At 68.2% G+C, this 16,561-nt stretch carries 21 protein-coding genes and 1 riboswitch; of the genes, 10 read left to right on the top strand and 11 right to left on the bottom strand.

Annotated features, from left to right (window positions below; genetic code table 11):
- Positions 1-214: 214 nt before the first annotated feature.
- Positions 215-1,333, top strand: coding sequence for a phosphoserine transaminase (serC, locus tag EPN51_RS06640; protein WP_293038848.1), 1,119 nt, complete (start codon positions 215-217; stop codon positions 1,331-1,333).
- Between the two features lie 146 nt (positions 1,334-1,479).
- Positions 1,480-2,250, top strand: coding sequence for a septation protein SepH (gene sepH, locus EPN51_RS06645; protein WP_293038849.1), 771 nt, complete (start codon positions 1,480-1,482; stop codon positions 2,248-2,250).
- Positions 2,251-2,302: 52 nt separating this feature from the next.
- On the opposite strand, the gene EPN51_RS06650 is transcribed toward sepH, so the two are convergent.
- The 3 genes from EPN51_RS06650 to EPN51_RS06660 are packed head-to-tail and all read right to left on the bottom strand — an operon-like array spanning position 2,303 to position 3,898.
- Positions 2,303-2,608, bottom strand: a complete 306-nt coding sequence (locus EPN51_RS06650; RefSeq protein ID WP_293038850.1) for a DUF2537 domain-containing protein — start codon at positions 2,606-2,608, stop codon at positions 2,303-2,305.
- Complete coding sequence (locus EPN51_RS06655) at positions 2,592-3,470, bottom strand: RNA methyltransferase (RefSeq protein WP_293038852.1); 879 nt, start codon at positions 3,468-3,470, stop codon at positions 2,592-2,594. Before EPN51_RS06655 ends, EPN51_RS06650 begins: the two co-directional genes overlap by 17 nt.
- Entirely contained in the window at positions 3,467-3,898 is a 432-nt protein-coding gene (locus EPN51_RS06660) for a MarR family transcriptional regulator (RefSeq protein WP_293038854.1), read from the bottom strand. Before EPN51_RS06660 ends, EPN51_RS06655 begins: the two co-directional genes overlap by 4 nt.
- 191 nt (positions 3,899-4,089) lie before the next feature.
- On the opposite strand from EPN51_RS06660, the gene EPN51_RS06665 reads away from it, so the two are divergent.
- Positions 4,090-4,356, top strand: a complete 267-nt coding sequence (locus EPN51_RS06665; RefSeq protein WP_293038856.1) for a DUF2530 domain-containing protein — start codon at positions 4,090-4,092, stop codon at positions 4,354-4,356.
- Between the two features lie 32 nt (positions 4,357-4,388).
- Positions 4,389-4,844, top strand: coding sequence for an SRPBCC family protein (locus EPN51_RS06670; RefSeq protein WP_293038858.1), 456 nt, complete (start codon positions 4,389-4,391; stop codon positions 4,842-4,844).
- On the opposite strand, the gene EPN51_RS06675 is transcribed toward EPN51_RS06670, so the two are convergent.
- Positions 4,841-5,767: a DUF3027 domain-containing protein gene (locus tag EPN51_RS06675; RefSeq protein ID WP_293039002.1), complete on the bottom strand. Its 927-nt coding sequence runs from the start codon at positions 5,765-5,767 to the stop codon at positions 4,841-4,843. The two genes, EPN51_RS06670 and EPN51_RS06675, sit on opposite strands and share 4 nt — an antisense overlap.
- Before the next feature lie 130 nt (positions 5,768-5,897).
- On the opposite strand from EPN51_RS06675, the gene EPN51_RS06680 reads away from it, so the two are divergent.
- Both EPN51_RS06680 and EPN51_RS06685 read left to right on the top strand, forming a co-directional pair.
- Positions 5,898-7,568: an MFS transporter gene (locus tag EPN51_RS06680; protein WP_293039005.1), complete on the top strand. Its 1,671-nt coding sequence runs from the start codon at positions 5,898-5,900 to the stop codon at positions 7,566-7,568.
- A 20-nt stretch (positions 7,569-7,588) separates the two neighbouring features.
- Positions 7,589-8,065 (top strand): DUF2771 domain-containing protein, encoded by a 477-nt coding sequence (locus tag EPN51_RS06685; protein WP_293039008.1) that lies wholly within the window; start codon positions 7,589-7,591, stop codon positions 8,063-8,065.
- 121 nt (positions 8,066-8,186) lie between these two features.
- Here EPN51_RS06685 and EPN51_RS06690 read toward each other — a convergent pair whose 3' ends face one another.
- The 3 genes from EPN51_RS06690 to EPN51_RS06700 form a co-directional block, all read right to left on the bottom strand.
- Positions 8,187-9,191 carry a glutathione S-transferase C-terminal domain-containing protein gene (locus EPN51_RS06690; RefSeq protein WP_293038860.1) on the bottom strand — a complete coding sequence of 335 codons (1,005 nt, stop codon included), beginning with the start codon at positions 9,189-9,191 and terminating at the stop codon, positions 8,187-8,189.
- A gap of 29 nt (positions 9,192-9,220) precedes the next feature.
- Positions 9,221-11,149 carry an acyl-CoA dehydrogenase family protein gene (locus EPN51_RS06695; protein WP_293038862.1) on the bottom strand — a complete coding sequence of 643 codons (1,929 nt, stop codon included), beginning with the start codon at positions 11,147-11,149 and terminating at the stop codon, positions 9,221-9,223.
- A 96-nt stretch (positions 11,150-11,245) separates the two neighbouring features.
- Positions 11,246-11,653, bottom strand: a complete 408-nt coding sequence (locus EPN51_RS06700; RefSeq protein WP_293038864.1) for a cold-shock protein — start codon at positions 11,651-11,653, stop codon at positions 11,246-11,248.
- A 165-nt stretch (positions 11,654-11,818) separates the two neighbouring features.
- Here EPN51_RS06700 and EPN51_RS06705 point away from each other — a divergent pair, with 165 nt between their 5' ends.
- The 4 genes from EPN51_RS06705 to EPN51_RS06720 all read left to right on the top strand — a co-directional run bounded on the left by EPN51_RS06705 (position 11,819) and on the right by EPN51_RS06720 (position 14,823).
- A complete protein-coding gene (locus EPN51_RS06705; RefSeq protein WP_293038865.1) occupies positions 11,819-12,226 on the top strand; it encodes a YccF domain-containing protein in 408 nt (135 codons plus the stop codon).
- A complete protein-coding gene (gene moaA, locus EPN51_RS06710) occupies positions 12,223-13,317 on the top strand; it encodes a GTP 3',8-cyclase MoaA (RefSeq protein WP_293038866.1) in 1,095 nt (364 codons plus the stop codon). The genes EPN51_RS06705 and moaA overlap by 4 nt, the downstream gene beginning before the upstream one ends.
- The gene (locus EPN51_RS06715; RefSeq protein WP_293038868.1) at positions 13,310-13,600 is read left to right on the top strand and encodes a MoaD/ThiS family protein; all 291 of its coding nucleotides are present in this window, start codon (positions 13,310-13,312) and stop codon (positions 13,598-13,600) included. Before moaA ends, EPN51_RS06715 begins: the two co-directional genes overlap by 8 nt.
- 207 nt (positions 13,601-13,807) lie before the next feature.
- Positions 13,808-14,018, top strand: a riboswitch (cyclic di-AMP (ydaO/yuaA leader).
- 13 nt (positions 14,019-14,031) lie between these two features.
- The gene (locus EPN51_RS06720; protein ID WP_293038870.1) at positions 14,032-14,823 is read left to right on the top strand and encodes a transglycosylase family protein; all 792 of its coding nucleotides are present in this window, start codon (positions 14,032-14,034) and stop codon (positions 14,821-14,823) included.
- A 100-nt stretch (positions 14,824-14,923) separates the two neighbouring features.
- Here the strand turns inward: EPN51_RS06720 and EPN51_RS06725 are convergent, their stop codons facing one another.
- From EPN51_RS06725 to EPN51_RS06740, 4 genes are read right to left on the bottom strand one after another with little or no spacing between them, the layout of a single operon-like run.
- Positions 14,924-15,349 carry a molybdenum cofactor biosynthesis protein MoaE gene (locus EPN51_RS06725; protein WP_293038872.1) on the bottom strand — a complete coding sequence of 142 codons (426 nt, stop codon included), beginning with the start codon at positions 15,347-15,349 and terminating at the stop codon, positions 14,924-14,926.
- A complete protein-coding gene (locus tag EPN51_RS06730) occupies positions 15,346-15,828 on the bottom strand; it encodes a MogA/MoaB family molybdenum cofactor biosynthesis protein (protein ID WP_293038874.1) in 483 nt (160 codons plus the stop codon). The genes EPN51_RS06725 and EPN51_RS06730 overlap by 4 nt, the downstream gene beginning before the upstream one ends.
- Positions 15,825-16,355 carry a cyclic pyranopterin monophosphate synthase MoaC gene (gene moaC, locus EPN51_RS06735; protein ID WP_293038876.1) on the bottom strand — a complete coding sequence of 177 codons (531 nt, stop codon included), beginning with the start codon at positions 16,353-16,355 and terminating at the stop codon, positions 15,825-15,827. Before moaC ends, EPN51_RS06730 begins: the two co-directional genes overlap by 4 nt.
- An 8-nt stretch (positions 16,356-16,363) precedes the next feature.
- The gene (locus tag EPN51_RS06740) at positions 16,364-16,561 is read right to left on the bottom strand and encodes a hypothetical protein (protein WP_293038878.1); all 198 of its coding nucleotides are present in this window, start codon (positions 16,559-16,561) and stop codon (positions 16,364-16,366) included.

Here is a 16,561-nt window from a genome sequence, read left to right on the forward strand (position 1 = left end):
GACGTGCTATGTCCAGACAGTACCGGAGGTACCGGATATTTCCTAGGCCCCTCCGAAGCACTGTGACCTGACCAGTGGTCATCGCATTCGTATGCCCTGGGTCACAGGGGGAGAAACGCGGGAGCGGCCCGAGCAGGCCTTTTGTCCGGGCGGCGGGCCCCCGCAGTCGGCCCGCCGCATCGCCCCGCCAGGTCGGCTTACTACCCTGATGAGCATGGCTGACCAGCTCGAGATCCCCGCTGACATCAAACCCCGCGACGGCCGCTTCGGGTGCGGCCCGTCCAAGGTCCGGCCCGAACAACTGCAGGCGTTGACCACGACCGCGGCGCCGCTGTTCGGAACCTCGCACCGGCAGGCGCCGGTCAAGAATCTGGTGGGCCGGCTCCGGTCGGGGCTCGCCCAGCTGTTCTCGGCGCCGGACGGCTACGAGGTCATCCTGGGCAACGGGGGCGCGACGGCGTTCTGGGATGCCGCGGCTTTCGGTTTGATCGACAAGCGCTCGCTGCACCTCTCCTTCGGCGAATTCAGCTCGAAGTTCGCCTCCGCGGTCGCCAAGAACCCCTTCGTGGGCGATCCCGTCGTCATCAAATCGGACACCGGCAGCGCACCCGAGCCGCAGAGCGACCCCTCGGTGGACGTGATCGCCTGGGCGCACAACGAGACGTCGACCGGGGTCGCGGTGCCCGTGCGGCGCCCCGCCGATTCCGGTGACGCATTGGTCGTCATCGACGCGACGTCCGGCGCGGGCGGCCTGCCGGTCGACATCACCGAGACCGATGCCTACTACTTCTCACCGCAGAAGAATTTCGCCAGCGACGGCGGCCTGTGGCTGGCCGTCATGAGCCCCGCCGCGCTGGCCCGCGTCGAGTCCGTCGCCGCATCCGGCCGCTGGGTCCCCGACTTCCTGTCGCTGCCCATCGCGGTGGAGAACAGCCTCAAGGACCAGACCTACAACACCCCGGCGGTCGGCACCCTGGCACTGATGGCCGAGCAGGTCGACTGGATGCTGGACAACGGCGGGCTGGGCTGGGCCGTCAAGCGCACGGCGGACTCCTCGGGACGGCTGTACTCGTGGGCCGAAGAGCGGCCCTACACCACGCCGTTCGTCGCCGACCCGAAGCTGCGCTCGCAGGTGGTCGGCACCATCGACTTCGCCGACGACGTCGATGCCGCGGCCGTCGCGAAGATCTTGCGGGCAAACGGCATCGTCGACACCGAGCCGTACCGCAAACTCGGTCGCAATCAACTGCGGGTCGGGATGTTCCCGGCGGTGGATCCCGACGACGTCAGCGCCCTCACCCAATGCGTCGACTGGATCGTCGAGCGGCTCTAGAGTCCGCCTCGCACGGGCCGCGGAGGAACCGGACGACTGGCGCGTAACCGCCCAGCGTGTCAGCACAGATGATGGGCGGTCGCTGGACTAAAGTGCGCCGTGACGGGTCCGTCGCTGAACTGCACGGAGCCTGCGAGGAGAAAGCCATGCGGGAACTCAAAGTGGTTGGGCTCGATGCCGACAGCAAATACGTCATCTGCGAGGGCGACGATCCCGCGGAGCAGTTCAAGCTGGCGGCCGACGACCGCCTGCGAGCCGTTATGCGCGTCGCGGCCCAGCACCCTGAACAACCGCAGCTCGAGATTGAAGTCACCAACATGCTCAGCCCCAAGGAAATTCAGGCCAAGATCCGCGCCGGTGCATCCGTCGAGCAGGTCGCCGCGGCGTCGGGCTCGGACGTGTCACGGATCCGCCGCTTTGCTCACCCGGTGCTGTTGGAACGGTTCCGCGCCGCGGAGCTGGCAACCGCCGCGCACCCCATGCTGGCCGACGGTCCCGCCGTGCTGACCCTGCTGGAGACCGTCAGCGCCGCCTTGGTGACCCGGGGCCTCGACCACGACAAGCTCAGCTGGGACGCCTGGCGCAACGAAGACAACCGCTGGACCGTGCAGCTCGCGTGGAAGGTCGGCCGCTCCGACAACCTCGCGCATTTCTGCTTCAGTCCCGGGGCTCACGGCGGAACGGTCACCGCCATCGACGACACGGCCAACGCGTTGATCGATCCGAGCTTCGAGCGTCCGCTGCGACCGGTGGCGCGCGTGGCCCACATCGACTTCGAAGAGCCCGCGAAGCCGCCCGTCGCCGAAGCGCCGGTTCCGGAGCCGGACGAAAAACCCGTGCACACCCGTCGGGGCAAGCCGGTCATCCCGGCGTGGGAAGACGTATTGCTCGGGGTGCGCTCGGGCGGCCAGCGCTAGCACCGACCGTAGCGACCCGCTTCGCCCGGCCACACCGCGCTCGCGATCACCACTAAGCGCGACCCGCGGCCGCCAGCGCCAGTAGCGCGACCCACGCACCCGTCACGCCGACTCCGGCGCCCAGCACGAACCAGCGCAGAACCGGGGTGCGCCGCCACCCCCACAGGGTCGGTGCCAGTCCCCCGGCGGCCACGATGTTGAGCCCGACGGCCAGCAGCGGGTGCACGCGCACCAACCCCAGACTGAGCACCACGATCGCCGCAGCGGTGACCGCCGCAACAAAGGCTGTCACCGTCAAACCCGTTGCCCAGGGCACGGACTCGCCTTTCAACAGCCGAAGCCTAGCCTGATTGTTCATCTCCGCCTTTCGCCGCCGCGTGGCCCACCACGTCTCCCAGCCGAGCGCGCTCGTAGAACGCCAACGCGGCCGCGGTCGCGACGTTGAGCGAGTCGGTGCCCCGCGACATCGGGATGCGCGCCCGCACATCGCTCAACCGCAAGGCGGCCGGCGTCAGCCCCGGCCCCTCGGCACCCACCAACACCGCGACGCGTTCGCCACGCGCCGCCGTCATCGCCTCCGGCAGCGCGCACGCCGTGTCATGCGGGGTCATCGCCAGAAGCCGAAATCCGTTTTCCTTCAACGTCACGAGCTCGGCGGGCCAACAGGTTGCGCGCGCATACGGCACCAGCAGCGCGTGGCCCATCGACACCCGGACGGCGCGGCGGTACAACGGGTCAGCACACCCGCTGCCGAATACCACCGCGTCGACACCGAGCCCCGCCGCGTTGCGGAAAATCGAGCCGAGGTTCTCGTGATCGTTGACCCCTTCGAGCACCGCGACGGTGCGCGCGCCGGCGATCACGTCGGCCACACTGGGTTCTGGCGCCCGCCGGGCGGCCGCCAGCACCCCGCGATTGAGGTGAAAGCCGACGACGCGGGCCATGACGTCGGCGGACGTCCGGTAGAACGGCACGGCGCTGCCGGCCAGGTCGTCTTTGAGTTCGGTGAGCCGACGGTCGGTGCCCAGCAGGGCATGCGGGCGGAACCGCGACGCGAGCATGCGCTGCACCACCAGCACACCTTCGGCAATCACCAGCCCCTTGCCGGACGGCAGGTCGGGACGGCGATCGACACTGTTCAGGTCGCGGAAATCGTCGAGCCTCGGGTCGTCAGGGTCGTCAATGTCCGCAACATTGCCGGCATCGGCGCCGGTGCTCACGGGCTTTCGTCGACCAACGCCAACATCAGATCGGCCGCGCTGCGCAGGATGTCACGTTGTTCGCTGTCCAGCGTCGACAGCCGCTTGGCCAGCCACTCCTGACGGGCGCGACGGTTGGCCTTGACCAACTCCGCTCCGGACTCGGACACGGAGACGAGTACTTGTCGGCCGTCGACGGGGTGCGGCGCGCGGTCCACCAGACCCAGCTCGGCCAGCGAAGCGATCACCCGGGTCATCGACGGTGGCCGAACCCGTTCGCGAATCGCCAGGGCACCGGGCGTCATCGGGCCCTCGTTGGCCAGCATCGCCAGCGCCGACAGCTGGGACAGCGACACCGGCGACGACGGGTTGCGGAATCGCAGTTGGCGGGCCAGCCGCATAACAGCCAGTGACAGGTCGCTGGCCAGCCGCGCATCGCTGTCAGGCATGGCGCGAGGTTACACGGAAGCGTGAGCATCCGGGGCACCAACCGGGTGTTGATTCTTTCCACCGAATCATGCGGAATTTCATCGAGGTGCTTAGCTGTGCGCTGACCCCGCACCGCTCGGGATTCTCGATCATCCATTTCGGCAAGCGGGCGGGCGACCGGGGGCGCCGGCGGCGGGCTATGTTAATCGCGATGCCCGCCGAACCTGGCCAGAACCGCACGGCGCCGCCGCTGCCGGCGATACTGGTGCACGCGTGGCCGTTCATCGGGCTCGGAGCGCTGGGTTGGGTCGTCGCGGCGGCCGCCGCGTTCCTGGTGCCCGCCCTGCACAGCTGGCGCCCGCTGACGCTGGCCGGGCTGGGCGTGGGGCTGCTCGGCACGAGCATTTTCTTGCTGCAACGTGCGGCGGCCCGGCGCGGCGCGCGCGGCGCCCAGACCGGACTCGAAAATTATCTGTAACAGAAATAATTCGCCGACCTGTTGGAGGAGTCATGGCAGCCCCGCTATTGCAAACGCACGTCGACATCAACGCACCGGTTGCCAAGGTATGGGAAATGATTTCCGATCTTCGGCGAATGCCGGAGTGGAGTCCGCAGTGCCGTTGGATGAAGCCGTTCGGGCCGGTGCGTCAGGGCACCCGTACGCTCAACCTCAACCGCCGCAACCGCATGTTCTGGCCGACCACCTGCACGGTGGTCGAGGTCGTCCCGGACCAAAAGCTCGCGTTCCGCGTCGACGCCAATAAGACCGTCTGGAGCTACGAGCTCGAGTCCACCGGGGAGGGCACCCGGCTGATCGAGAGCCGCCACGCCGAGAACGGCGTCACCGCGTTGTCGAACCTGTCGGTCAAAGCGCTCTTCGGCGGGACCGACAACTTCGAGAGCGAATTGCTCGACGGCATGAACGCCTCGTTGGCGCGCATCAAGACCGCCGCGGAACGGGGCTAGTCCGACGTCTCGGTCGCGGGCTGGGGCTGGGAGGGCTGCTCGGACTCCGGCGCCTCGGTCTCAGGCTCCGGCTGGGCCTCTGACGTCTCTGATGACTCCGACGGCTCCGACGGCTCCGACGGCTCGGGTGGCCCGGTCGGCTCGACGGGCGCCTGGGTGACGTCCAGCAGGCCGTCGTCGTAGGGGCCGTACGCGGGCGACCCGGCGCCCGCCGGGGCTGGGGTGTCCGAGTGCGCACCGCAGCCGTACAGCTTGTCGACGATGTGCCCGTCGGCCGACAACTCATTGCCGCACACGCCGAACATGGCGCCCAGAGATCCCGACAGCGGCAGGAAGAAGCCGCAGTCCCGACACACGCGCTTGGTGGATCGCGCCATCGGCGAGTCGGGGCCGTAATCGCCGGTGTGCCACCGTTCGGCCGCCTCCGCGCGGCCCTCGCCGCTCATCACCCAGCGCCGGCCCAGCCCGATCTCGGCGGCGGTCTCGTCGACCTGCGAGTCACCGCTGGCGGTGTAGCCCGGAACCAGCCGAGGATCGTCGGCGGCGGGGGCCAACAAGTCCCCGGGGCTGAGGTCCCCGGGCCGCACCCGCTGGTCCCACGGCACCCATTGCGGTGCCAGCAACGCCGTCGGTCCCGGAACCAACACCACTTCGCTGACGGTCGCGTGATCGGCGCCGGGATAGGCGGCCACGACCACGGCCCACTGCCACCCCTGGTAACCGGGTAGATGCGCCAGGAACCGGTGGGTGGCGGTGCTCGGGTCTTCGTAGCTGACGCCCAGATAGTCACCGAGCGTCTCCGGGCCGCTGAACTCCGCGACGGCGGCCCTGGCCTGGTCCGCGGCACCCGTGAGCACCGCCGCCAACCCTTCGGGCCATTCGCCTACGGTCGCCACGGAGGATTCCTCGATGGGTCTGGTCACGCTGTCTTCTGTCTGCATTGCGGTTCCAATACTAGGTTGAGGAGCCACGCCCCGTTACCTGCAGACGCATGTCGCCGGCATAGGGGAGAATCGGGGAGTGTCTGGACGGCGGCAAGACGATCCGGGCCGGGTGGCCTCCAAGCCGGGCCGCCGGGCCCCCAATGGCGTTGCCGCACAACATCCGGGCGCGGCCAACTACCCTGCCGGCGACAGCGCCCAGCGCCGGACCCGCCGCCCCCCGCCGATGCCGAGCGCCAACCGCTATCTGCCCCCGCTGGGGCACCAGACGGAACCGGACGGCAGCGGCGCCGCGCCGTCTCGTGGTCCGACTCCCGGCGAGCGGATCACCGTCACCCGCGCGGCGGCGCTGCGCAGCCGCGAAATGGGTTCCCGGATGTACTGGATGGTTCAGCGCGCCGCGACCGCCGACGGTGCCGACAAGTCCGGCCTGACGGCGCTGACGTGGCCCTCGGTGGCCAACTTCGCGGTGGATGCCGCGATGGCCGTCGCGCTGGCCAACACGTTGTTCTTCGCCGCGGCGACCGGGGAAAGCAAGGGCCGGGTCGCGCTGTATCTGTTGATCACCATTGCGCCGTTCGCGGTGATCGCCCCCCTCATCGGTCCGGCCCTGGACCGGCTGCAGCACGGCCGCCGCGTCGCGCTCGCGGCGTCGTTTGCCCTTCGCACGGTATTGGCGTTGGTGCTGATCTTGAACTACGACGGCGCCAGCGGGAGCTACCCGTCGATGGTGTTGTATCCGTGCGCGCTGGCCATGATGGTGTTCTCGAAGTCGTTCAGCGTGCTGCGCAGCGCCGTGACACCCAGGGTGATGCCGCCGAGCATCGACCTGGTGCGGGTCAACTCGCGGCTGACCATGTTCGGTCTGCTGGGCGGCACCATCGCCGGCGGCGCCATCGCGGGCGGCGTCGAGTTCGTCTGCACCCACCTGTTCAAGCTGCCCGGGGCATTGTTGGTCGTGGTCGTGGTCACGATCGCCGGCGCGTCGCTGTCCATGCGGATTCCGCGCTGGGTCGAGGTGACCGCAGGTGAGGTTCCCGCCACCTTGAGCTACCGCCAGGACAGCGAACCCCTGCGCCGAAGCTGGTCCGAAGCAGTCAAGAAGGTCCCCAGAAAGACCACTGCCACGCTTCGGCAGCCCTTGGGCCGCAACATCATTACCTCGCTGTGGGGTAACTGCACCATCAAGGTCATGGTGGGGTTTCTGTTCTTGTATCCGGCATTCGTCGCCAAGGCACATGACGCCAGCGGCTGGGCCCAGATCGCCATACTCGGGGTGATCGGCGCCGCGGCCGGAATCGGCAACTTCGTCGGCAACTTCACCAGCGCGCGCCTGAAACTGGGCAGGCCTGCCGTGCTGGTGGTGCGCTGCACGGTGGCGGTGAGCGCGGCCGCACTCGCCGCCTCGGTCGCCGGCAACCTGATGCTGGCCGCGGTCGCCACCCTGGTGACTTCGGGGGCCAGCGCGATCGCGAAGGCCTCCCTGGACGCCTCGTTGCAGAACGATCTGCCCGAGGAATCCCGCGCATCGGGGTTCGGGCGCTCGGAGTCGACGCTGCAGTTGGCCTGGGTGTTCGGCGGGGCCCTGGGTGTTCTGGTGTACACCGACCTGTGGGTCGGTTTCACCGCGGTCACTGCCCTGCTCATCCCGGGCCTGGCGCAGACCCTCGTCAGCTTCCGCGGCAACTCGCTGATTCCCGGCCTGGGAGGTAATAGGCCCATCATGGTCGAGCAGGAGGGCAGGCGGCGCGGTGTCGGCAGGCCGGCGGTGGTAGCCGAGTGAAATCCGGAATCAACCGCGGCATGGCCGTGCTGCTGGCCTGCTTGATGGCTGTGCTCTGTGTGGGCGTCGGGGTCGGCACGTGGCTGCTGGTGGGCCGCTCCGGCCCGCACCGCCCCGAGATCAGCGCGTACTCACACGGCCACCTGACCCGGGTGGGGCCCTACCTCTACTGCAGCGTGCTCAACCTCGAAGACTGTGAGACGCCGCAGAGCCAGGGTGAGCTACCGGTCAGCGAGCGCTATCCGATCCAGCTCTCGGTGCCCGATGCCATCTACCGGGCGCCCTGGCGGTTGGTGCAGGTGTATGAGGATCCGACGAACACCTCCAGCACCATCTTTCGGCCGGGCACCCGGCTCGCCGTGACCATCCCCCCGGTCGACCCGCATCGCGGGCGCCTGGCCGGGATCGTCGTGCAGTTGCTGACGTTGGCGGTGGACCCCGCAGGCGAGCTACGCGACGTCCCGCACGCGGAATGGTCAGTGCGGCTTACCTTCTGATCTTTTTCCGTCGAACGTCGACTTGTTGTGGCAAAACGTCGCTTGAGTTCAGCGCCACGATTTCGCCCCACAAGTCGACGTTCGGCGCCACGGGTCAGGTGTCGACGTTCGGCGCCACGGGTCACGCCCCGTGGCCGGCGGGAACCCGCTCCCCTTCGAGCGGCGGGCCCGGCGGCGTCCCCTCCCCGAAGGGCTTGCCGCCCAGGCTCTCTCGTCCGTGCGGCGATAGCCAGCCGGACAGGTCGGGGCCCTTTGGCACGATGCGGGTGGGGTTGATGTCGGCGTGCACGATGTAGTAGTGCTGCTTGATCTGGACGAAGTCGACGGTGTCCCCGAAACCCGGTGTCTGGAACAGGTCGCGGGCGTAGGCCCACAGCACCGGCATCTCGCTCAGTTTGCCGCGATTGCACTTGAAATGCCCGTGATAAACCGGGTCGAAGCGGGCCAGGGTGGTGAACAACCGCACGTCGGCCTCGGTAATGGTGTCGCCCACCAGGTAACGCTGATTGGTCAGCCGATCGTTCACCCAGTCCAACGCGGTGAACAGCCGGTCGTAGGCCGCTTCGTAGGCCTGCTGCGAGCCGGCGAAGCCGCACCGGTACACACCGTTGTTGATCTCGGTATAGACCCTCTTGTTCACCTCATCGATTTCCGCGCGCAGGCGCTCGGGGTATAGCGCGGGCGCACCGTCGCGGTGGTATGCCGACCACTCCGTCGAGAGATCGAGGGTCATCTGCGCGAAATCATTGGTGACCACCGCCCCGGTGCCGACGTCGACGATCGCCGGGACTGTGATGCCCTTGGGGTAGTCGGGGAATCGCTTGAAGTAGGCGTCCTGCAGCCGCGGGATCTTCAGGACCGGGTCGACACCACCGGGATCGAGATCGAACGTCCAACTGCGCTCGTCATGGGTGGGACCACAAAAGCCAATGGAGAGAACGCTTTCGAGGCCCAGCAGCCGCCGGACGATGATGGCGCGGTTCGCCCACGGGCACGCGCGGGCGACGACGAGCCGATACCGGCCGGGCTCGACCGGGTAGCCATCGCGCCCATCGGCAGTGATGCGGGTGGTGATGTAGTTGGTGTCACGGGTGAACTCGCCCGCCCCGGCGACGTAGGTGGCCATGACGCCGATTCTGCCCCAATCCTCGGCGTCTAGCCGGACAGGAACCGGCGGGCCAGGTTGGTCTCGGTCGACGCGCCCTCTTCCCAATGGGCGATCCACGGCCCGGTGCCCTCGGACTGATCGATGATCCCGTCCTCCAGCCAGCGATAGCGGCCCTGCAGCAGGTTGCGGGTGAGCTGCACATCGCTGCCGTCGGTGTTGTCCCACAGGGCGTGGAACAGCGTCTCCACCCGCAGGGCCGCTTGGGCGCAGAACGTTTCCGCCAGCTCGTAGGACTGCTGACCAACCACCGGATCGGCGGCACGTTGCGACTCTGCCTGCACGCACGCCGCGGACATCGCGAACAACTCGGCACCGATATCGACGACGCGCCCGAGGAACCCCTGCCGCTGCTCGAGCTTGGCCTGCCACCGTGCCATCCCGTAGAAGGTGTTTCGGGCGAGCTTGCGGCTGGACCGCTCAATGAACCGTAGGTGTGACGCCAGCGGACCGAACTCGTGGTATGCCCGGGGCCGCTGTCCTTCACCGAAAACCAGCTGCGGCAACCACTTTGCGTAGAATCCGCTCGCTCCGACTGCCGCGGCGGCCTTCTGCCGCAACCCGGTGTCGGGCTTGGCGAGGTCGCCGGCCGCGGCGAGGTGGGCGTCGACCGCCTCGCGAGCGATGAGCAGCCTCATGATCTCGCTGGAACCCTCGAAGATGCGATTGATCCGCAGGTCCCGCAACACCTGCTCGACGGGCACCGCGCGCTCCCCACGCGCGGCCAGCGACTCCGCGGTCTCATAGCCTCGCCCACCCCGAATCTGCATGACCTCGTCGATGATCACGCAGGCCATCTCGCTGGACCATAACTTGGCCAACGCCGCCTCGATCCGGATGTCGTTGCGCCCTTCGTCAGCCATCTGCGCGGAGAGTTCGAGCACGGCATCGAGCGCGTAGTTGGTCGCGGCGATGAACGAGAGCTTGCCGGCCACCGCTTCGTGCTCGGCCAGCGGTTTACCCCACTGCACACGCTCACCGGACCATTCGCGCGCTATCTTCAATGCCCACTTCGACGAGCCCGTCGCACTCGCGGGGATCGACAACCGTCCGGCATTGAGCGTGGTCAACGCGATCTTCAAGCCGTCACCTTCGGAGCCGATCAGGTTTTCGCGCGGGACCCGAACACGGTGCAGCCTGGTCACGCCGTTTTCGATGCCGCGCAGGCCCATGAATTTGTTGCGTCGCTCCACGGTGATTCCGGGTGAGTCGGCCTCGACGACGAACGCGCTGATGCCGCCGCGGCGCCCTTCGCCCTTGGGTACCCGGGCCATAATCACCAGCAGTTCGGCCACCACGCCGTTGGTGGTCCACAACTTCACGCCGTCGAGTTCGTAGGCCTGCCCGTCGTCGATGGGGGTCGCCGTCGACGCCAGTCGGGCGGGGTCGGAGCCCACGTCGGGTTCTGTGAGTAAAAACGCCGATATGGCCCCGGCAGCGCACCGCGGCAAGAACTTCTTTTTCTGCTCAGGGGTCCCGGCGAGTTTGAGCGGCTCGGGTACCCCGATGGATTGGTGGGCCGACAGCAGCGCGCCAAGACTGGGGTGAACGCTCGTCACCATCATCAGAGCCCGGTTGTAGGCGACTTGCGACATGCCCAGGCCGCCGTATTCGGGGGGAATCTTCATCCCGAAGCAGCCCAAGTCGGCCAAGCCCTTCACGTACTCGTCGGGAATTTGGGCATCGCGTTCGATGACGCTGCCGTCGACGGTCTCCAGAAATCCGCGCACGCCCTCGAGAAACGCGCGGGTGCGGGCCTCGTCGGCTTCAGTGGGTGTGGGGAACGGGTGGATCAGCTCCAGCGGAAAACGGCCGAGAAATAACTCCTTCGCGAAGGACGGTTTATCCCAACCGGTTTCGCGAGACTCCTCGGCGAGCGCTCTCGCCTGTTCTTCGGTGACCTGGGCTTGCTCTGCCATCGCAGCCTCCTTTGCTAGACGACCGTCATGGGTGTGAGTACCCGATCTGCGGCTCGTCACCGAGCCGTCGCCTGCAAATTGGCTGTGTTCCGCGCGTTAGGCGTCGAACTCCCGCGCCACGGCCTTGACGACCTCGGATACCCGGCGCGCGGTCTTGCGGTCCGGGTAGCGACCCTTGCGCAGCTCGGGCTGCACGGTGCTTTCCAGCAGCGTGATCATGTCCTCAACCATGCCATGCAGCTCGTCGGGGCTGTGCTTGTGTTCGGCAGGCGCCTCGCGCCGCGACTTGGTCAGGCTGGGCGGCGGCTCAATCAGCTTGAGGCTCAACGCTTGCGGCCCGCGCCGTCCGGAGGCGATACCGAATTCGACCCGCTGGCCCGCCTTGAGCCCCTCGACCCCGGCAGGCAGCGCCGACGAGCGGACGTAGACGTCTTCGCCGTCCTCTTGCGACAGGAAGCCGAAGCCCTTGTCAACGTCGTACCACTTAACCTTGCCGGTCGGCACTGGTCTCACCTGCTTGTCTAACGGGTCGATAGAAATAGGCAACACAATAAGCGTCCCGCCTGCGCAGGACGCCGTATTAAGAGTCTGATCCTACTCGGATACGTACCTGGCGAGCACCCCCGCTATTTATGACTCGGTACGCTTAGTAGTACCCGCGGAGGAGATATGCGCCTGATCCTGAACATCATCTGGCTTCTGTTCGGCGGCCTCTGGATGGCCGCCGGATACCTTGTTGCGGCCCTCATCAGCTTTCTGCTGATCATCACCATCCCGTTCGGCTTCGCGTCGCTGCGCATCGCCTCCTACGCGCTGTGGCCGTTCGGCCGCACGATCGTCGACAAGCCGACCGCAGGGTCCGGCGCCCTGATCGGAAACATCATCTGGGTGGTGCTGTTCGGAGTGTGGCTGGCGGTCGGTCATCTGGTCAGCGCGGTGACGATGGCGCTGACGATCGTCGGCATCCCGCTGGCGCTGGCCAATCTCAAACTGATTCCGGTGTCGCTGATGCCGCTCGGCAAGGAGATCGTTCCCGTCGACTCGCCGCTTCACCACGCGCCGCCGGTGGCCGCATGACCCTGACTGCCTTGAATTTCCCGACCGTGCGGAGCCGCCCTGAGCGCCCCGGCGGCAGCCGCGTCGTTCCCGGAAAAGCACCGTCCGCCGGCCCGTTGGTGGATACCTACGGGCGGATCGCCACGGATCTGCGGATCTCCCTGACCGATCGCTGCAACCTGCGGTGCACCTACTGCATGCCGGCCGAGGGCCTGGACTGGCTGCCGGGCGAGCAGCTGCTGACTGCCGACGAGTTGGCCAGGCTGATGCACATCGCGGTCACCCGGTTGGGGGTCACCAGCGTGCGGTTCACCGGCGGTGAGCCATTGCTGGCACGCCACCTCGAAGAGGTGGTCGCCGCGGCGGCCGCCCTGACGCCCCGCCCCGAGATTTCCCTGACGACCAACGGCGTCGGGCTGGCGCGGCGCGCCGCCGGGCTCGCCCAGGCGGGGCTGGACCGGGTCAACATCTCGCTGGACAGCGTGGACCGGCAGCACTTCGCGGCCATCACCCGCCGCGACCGGCTCCACGACGTGCTGGCCGGCCTGGCCGCCGCCCACGAGGCCGGCTTGGCGCCGGTGAAGGTGAACGCCGTGCTCGACCCCGCGACCGGACGGGACGACGTGGTCCAGCTGTTGCGATTCTGCCTCGAGCACAGCTACCAGTTGCGCGTCATCGAGCAGATGCCGCTCGACGCCGGGCACCAATGGCGCCGCGATGAGACGCTGACCGCCGACGACGTGCTGGCGGCACTGCGCCCGCACTTCCAGTTGCGGCCCGACCCGGCGCCGCGCGGTTCCGCGCCGGCCGAGCTCTGGCTGGTCGATGAGAGCGCCGACACGCCGGGCGGCAAGGTTGGTGTCATCGCATCGGTCTCGCACGCCTTTTGCTCGACGTGTGACCGCACCCGGTTGACGGCCGACGGCCAGATCCGCAGCTGCCTGTTCGCGAAGGAGGAGACGGACCTTCGGGGGCTGCTGCGCAACGGCGCGCCCGACGAGGCGATCGAGGCGGCGTGGCGTACCGCGATGTGGGGCAAGCCCGCCGGTCACGGCATCAACGACCCCAACTTCGTCCAGCCCGACCGCCCGATGAGCGCGATCGGTGGCTAGCAACACGGGTCAGACGCCCGTCCAAGCAACCGGAATCCAGGTCACCGTGCGCTACTTCGCGGCCGCCCACGCGGCCGCGGGCGTCGAGGCGGAGACGCTGGTGGTGCGCCCCGGCACCACGGTGGCCGAGCTGGTCGAGCGGCTCGCCGTTCGGGGGTCCAGCCTTGCCGGCGTGCTGAGCCGATGCTCCTACCTGCGCGACGGCGTCGTCGTCCGCGACGAGACCGCGGCGTTGCAATCCGGTGACACCATCGACGTTCTGCCGCCGTTTTCCGGCGGCTGAAACTGTGAAATATCTCACGTAACGGAACGATAACGGCGCGGTCACGCTGTGATCTCGGGAGTTATGACCTGCGTAAACACCGTGTCTTGCTGCGGTTTTCGCAGATGGCCGAGAGTGAAACGCCAGGTTTCGCAAGACGTGACGAGACCAACAGAAACCGTTACCGTCTCCGAAGGCTCGCCAGCCATCCCGATTGGCGGACCTTCCCTCCCTATCGCGCCGAGCTCCATCCAATAGGCGGGGGTCACCAACTCATGGATGGAGACGGGGGACCCACCGGTCCACCGTGATCGGACTGGGGCCGCTCGCGGCTCCTTGGGGTGAAGCCGGCGTCGTCGCTTCGAAGACCACGTCGGCCGGGTGGCCTCTCCAACCCGAACCCGACAGCTGACCTCGCAGGCGCGTGACGAGAGAGGAATACATCGGCGCGTATGAGCGGACGTCATCGTAAGCCCACCGCATCCACCGTCAGCGTCGCCAAGATCGCCTTTACCGGCGCAGTGCTTGGTGGCGGCAGCCTCGCCCTGGCCGGCCAGGCGGCCGCGGCCACCGACGGCGAATGGGATCAAGTAGCCCGTTGCGAGTCCGGCGGCAACTGGGGCATCAACACCGGCAACGGGTACCACGGCGGTGTGCAATTCAGCGCCAGCACCTGGGCCTCACACGGCGGCGGCGAATACGCCCCGTCGGCCGAACTTGCCACCAAGGAACAGCAGATCGCCGTCGCCGAGCGGGTGTTGGCCACCCAGGGTCGCGGTGCTTGGCCCGTCTGCGGTCGCCCGCTGTCGGCTCCCAGCCCGCGCGAGATGCCCGTTCCGGCCGGCCTGGACGCACCGCTGGATGCGCCCGGCATCAACGGCGCACCAGCGCCGCTGGCCCCGCCCGCGCAGGACGCTCCGCCGCCCCCGCACGCCCCGGTGCAGCTGGCCTCCTTTGACCGTCCGGCACCGCCGGACGCTCCCCCGGCAGACCTGCCGGCGCCCCCGGCCGATCTGCCGCCCGCACCCCCCGCGGACGCCGCACCCCCGGCCGATCTGCCGCCCGCACCCCCGGCGGACGCACCCGTCGCGGATTCGGACTTCCGCGGATTCGTCCCGGTCGGCATGCCCGAGCTTGCTTCCGATGCCGGCTACACCCAGCAACTGTGGGAAGCGATTCGGGCACAGGACGTGCAGGGAAACGATGCCCTGGACGCCCTGGCGCAGCCGTCGTTCAACGCCTGAATCTCTAACGCCAACAGATTCCCCGCACGCCCCGAAAACCCTCCTGTTCGGGGCGTGTCGGGCACTGCGCACCAACTTCGGGGCCGAGGTAGCGACGGCGTCAGGCCGAGCCCACCCACTCCTCGGTGCCGTCGGCGAAGAACTGGTGCTTCCACACCGGCAGCCGCGCCTTGATGGTGTCCACCAGGTGCGCGCAGGTGGTGAATGCCGCGTGCCGATGGTCGGCGGCGACGGCCGCCACCAACGCCGCCTCGCCGATGTGCAGCACACCGACGCGGTGGCTGGCGGCGACGGCGCGTACGCCGTCGGATTGCGCCGCCACATCGGCCACCACATCGGCCATGACCTGGGTGGCTGACGGGTGCGCGGAGTATTCCAGCCGCACCACCCGGCGCCCGACGTCGTGGTCGCGGATCATGCCGACGAACCCGACGATGGCCCCGGCCGACTGATGGCCCACCAGTTCTTCATGCTCGGCCAGCAGAATCGGGTGCTCGGTCACGGCTGCGCGCACGACGAGCGTCATCGCTGGTGGTCTTTACCCGCGAGTTGATCGAGCGCGTGGTCGAGGACATCGGCGAGCACCCCGAGCCCGTCGCGCACCCCACCGGGTGAACCCGGCAGGTTGACGATCAGCGTCCGCCCGGCCACACCGCACACACTGCGCGACAACACCGACGTCGGCACCTTCGGCAGGCCCGACCGGCGGATCGCCTCTGCCAGGCCGGGAATCAGGTAATCGACCACGGCCACGGTCTGGTCCGGTGTGCTGTCAGTGGGTGAGATGCCGGTGCCACCGGAGGTGAGGATGACGTCGACGTCGTCATCGATCGCCTTGCGCAGCGCATCACCGACGGGCGGGCCGTCGGCAACCACCTCCGGCTGCACGGGCGAAAAGCCCCGCTGGGTCAGCCATTCGGCGATGATGGGCCCGCATCGGTCCTCGTACTGTCCGGCCGACGCCCGGGTCGAGGCGATGATGACGCGGGCCGATCGGGTGCTCATGACCGCGTCCACATTCCGGTTTTGCCACCTTCCTTGTGCAGGACTCGAATGTCATCGATCCGCGCGGCCGGGTCGACCGCTTTGATCATGTCGAAGAGCGTCAGGGCCGCGACCCCGACGGCGGTCAGCGCTTCCATCTCCACCCCCGTGCGGTCGGTGCTTCGCACCGTCGCGGTGATCTCGATGTCCGACCCCGCTACGGCGAAGTCGATGTCGACCCCGGTGAGCGCGAGCTGATGGCAGAGCGGGATGAGGTCACTGGTGCGCTTTGCCGCCTGAATACCCGCCACCCGCGCGGTGGCCAGCGCGTCGCCCTTGGGCAGGCCGCCGGTCGAGATCAGGGCCACCACGCGCGCCGACGTCCGCAGGACACCCGCGGCGACGGCGGTCCGCTTGGTGGCCACCTTCTCGCTGACATCGACCATGTGCGCCGCCCCCTGGTGGTCCACGTGCGACAGTGCGCCCGGGCCGGATTGTCCCGACGCCCCGGTCGCCGGGGCTTTCGAGGTCTCAGAGGCCCTGGCCATGTGGAGACCTACCGGTTGACGACGGTGACCGGGTGCAGGTAGGGCAGCTCGGTGGAGGGCAGCGGGAACGCCAGCTCGCCGAAGGGCGACAGCGCGCCCGTCCGGTCGGTCACGAGTTCACTGACCGCATGGTCGTCGGGGTCCGTCGTCGGCCAGCCGTTGTCCACATACTTGGTTTTGCCTGCTTTGCCCTCAGTGTCAGCCAC

The organism is Mycobacterium sp. (genome assembly GCF_004298145.1).
GTDB lineage: Bacteria > Actinomycetota > Actinomycetes > Mycobacteriales > Mycobacteriaceae > Mycobacterium.

Coding starts and splice junctions, on each gene's coding strand:
- EPN51_RS06650 (WP_293038850.1), bottom strand. CDS start 2,608: ATGAACAATCAGGCTAGGCTTCGGCTGTTGAAAGGCGAGTCCGTGCCC.
- moaA (WP_293038866.1), top strand. CDS start 12,223: ATGACCCTGACTGCCTTGAATTTCCCGACCGTGCGGAGCCGCCCTGAG.
- EPN51_RS06695 (WP_293038862.1), bottom strand. CDS start 11,149: ATGGCAGAGCAAGCCCAGGTCACCGAAGAACAGGCGAGAGCGCTCGCC.
- EPN51_RS06660 (WP_293038854.1), bottom strand. CDS start 3,898: ATGCCTGACAGCGATGCGCGGCTGGCCAGCGACCTGTCACTGGCTGTT.
- EPN51_RS06685 (WP_293039008.1), top strand. CDS start 7,589: ATGGCCGTGCTGCTGGCCTGCTTGATGGCTGTGCTCTGTGTGGGCGTC.
- EPN51_RS06730 (WP_293038874.1), bottom strand. CDS start 15,828: ATGAGCACCCGATCGGCCCGCGTCATCATCGCCTCGACCCGGGCGTCG.
- sepH (WP_293038849.1), top strand. CDS start 1,480: ATGCGGGAACTCAAAGTGGTTGGGCTCGATGCCGACAGCAAATACGTC.
- serC (WP_293038848.1), top strand. CDS start 215: ATGGCTGACCAGCTCGAGATCCCCGCTGACATCAAACCCCGCGACGGC.
- EPN51_RS06670 (WP_293038858.1), top strand. CDS start 4,389: ATGGCAGCCCCGCTATTGCAAACGCACGTCGACATCAACGCACCGGTT.
- EPN51_RS06690 (WP_293038860.1), bottom strand. CDS start 9,191: ATGGCCACCTACGTCGCCGGGGCGGGCGAGTTCACCCGTGACACCAAC.
- EPN51_RS06665 (WP_293038856.1), top strand. CDS start 4,090: ATGCCCGCCGAACCTGGCCAGAACCGCACGGCGCCGCCGCTGCCGGCG.
- moaC (WP_293038876.1), bottom strand. CDS start 16,355: ATGGCCAGGGCCTCTGAGACCTCGAAAGCCCCGGCGACCGGGGCGTCG.
- EPN51_RS06705 (WP_293038865.1), top strand. CDS start 11,819: ATGCGCCTGATCCTGAACATCATCTGGCTTCTGTTCGGCGGCCTCTGG.
- EPN51_RS06720 (WP_293038870.1), top strand. CDS start 14,032: ATGAGCGGACGTCATCGTAAGCCCACCGCATCCACCGTCAGCGTCGCC.
- EPN51_RS06725 (WP_293038872.1), bottom strand. CDS start 15,349: ATGACGCTCGTCGTGCGCGCAGCCGTGACCGAGCACCCGATTCTGCTG.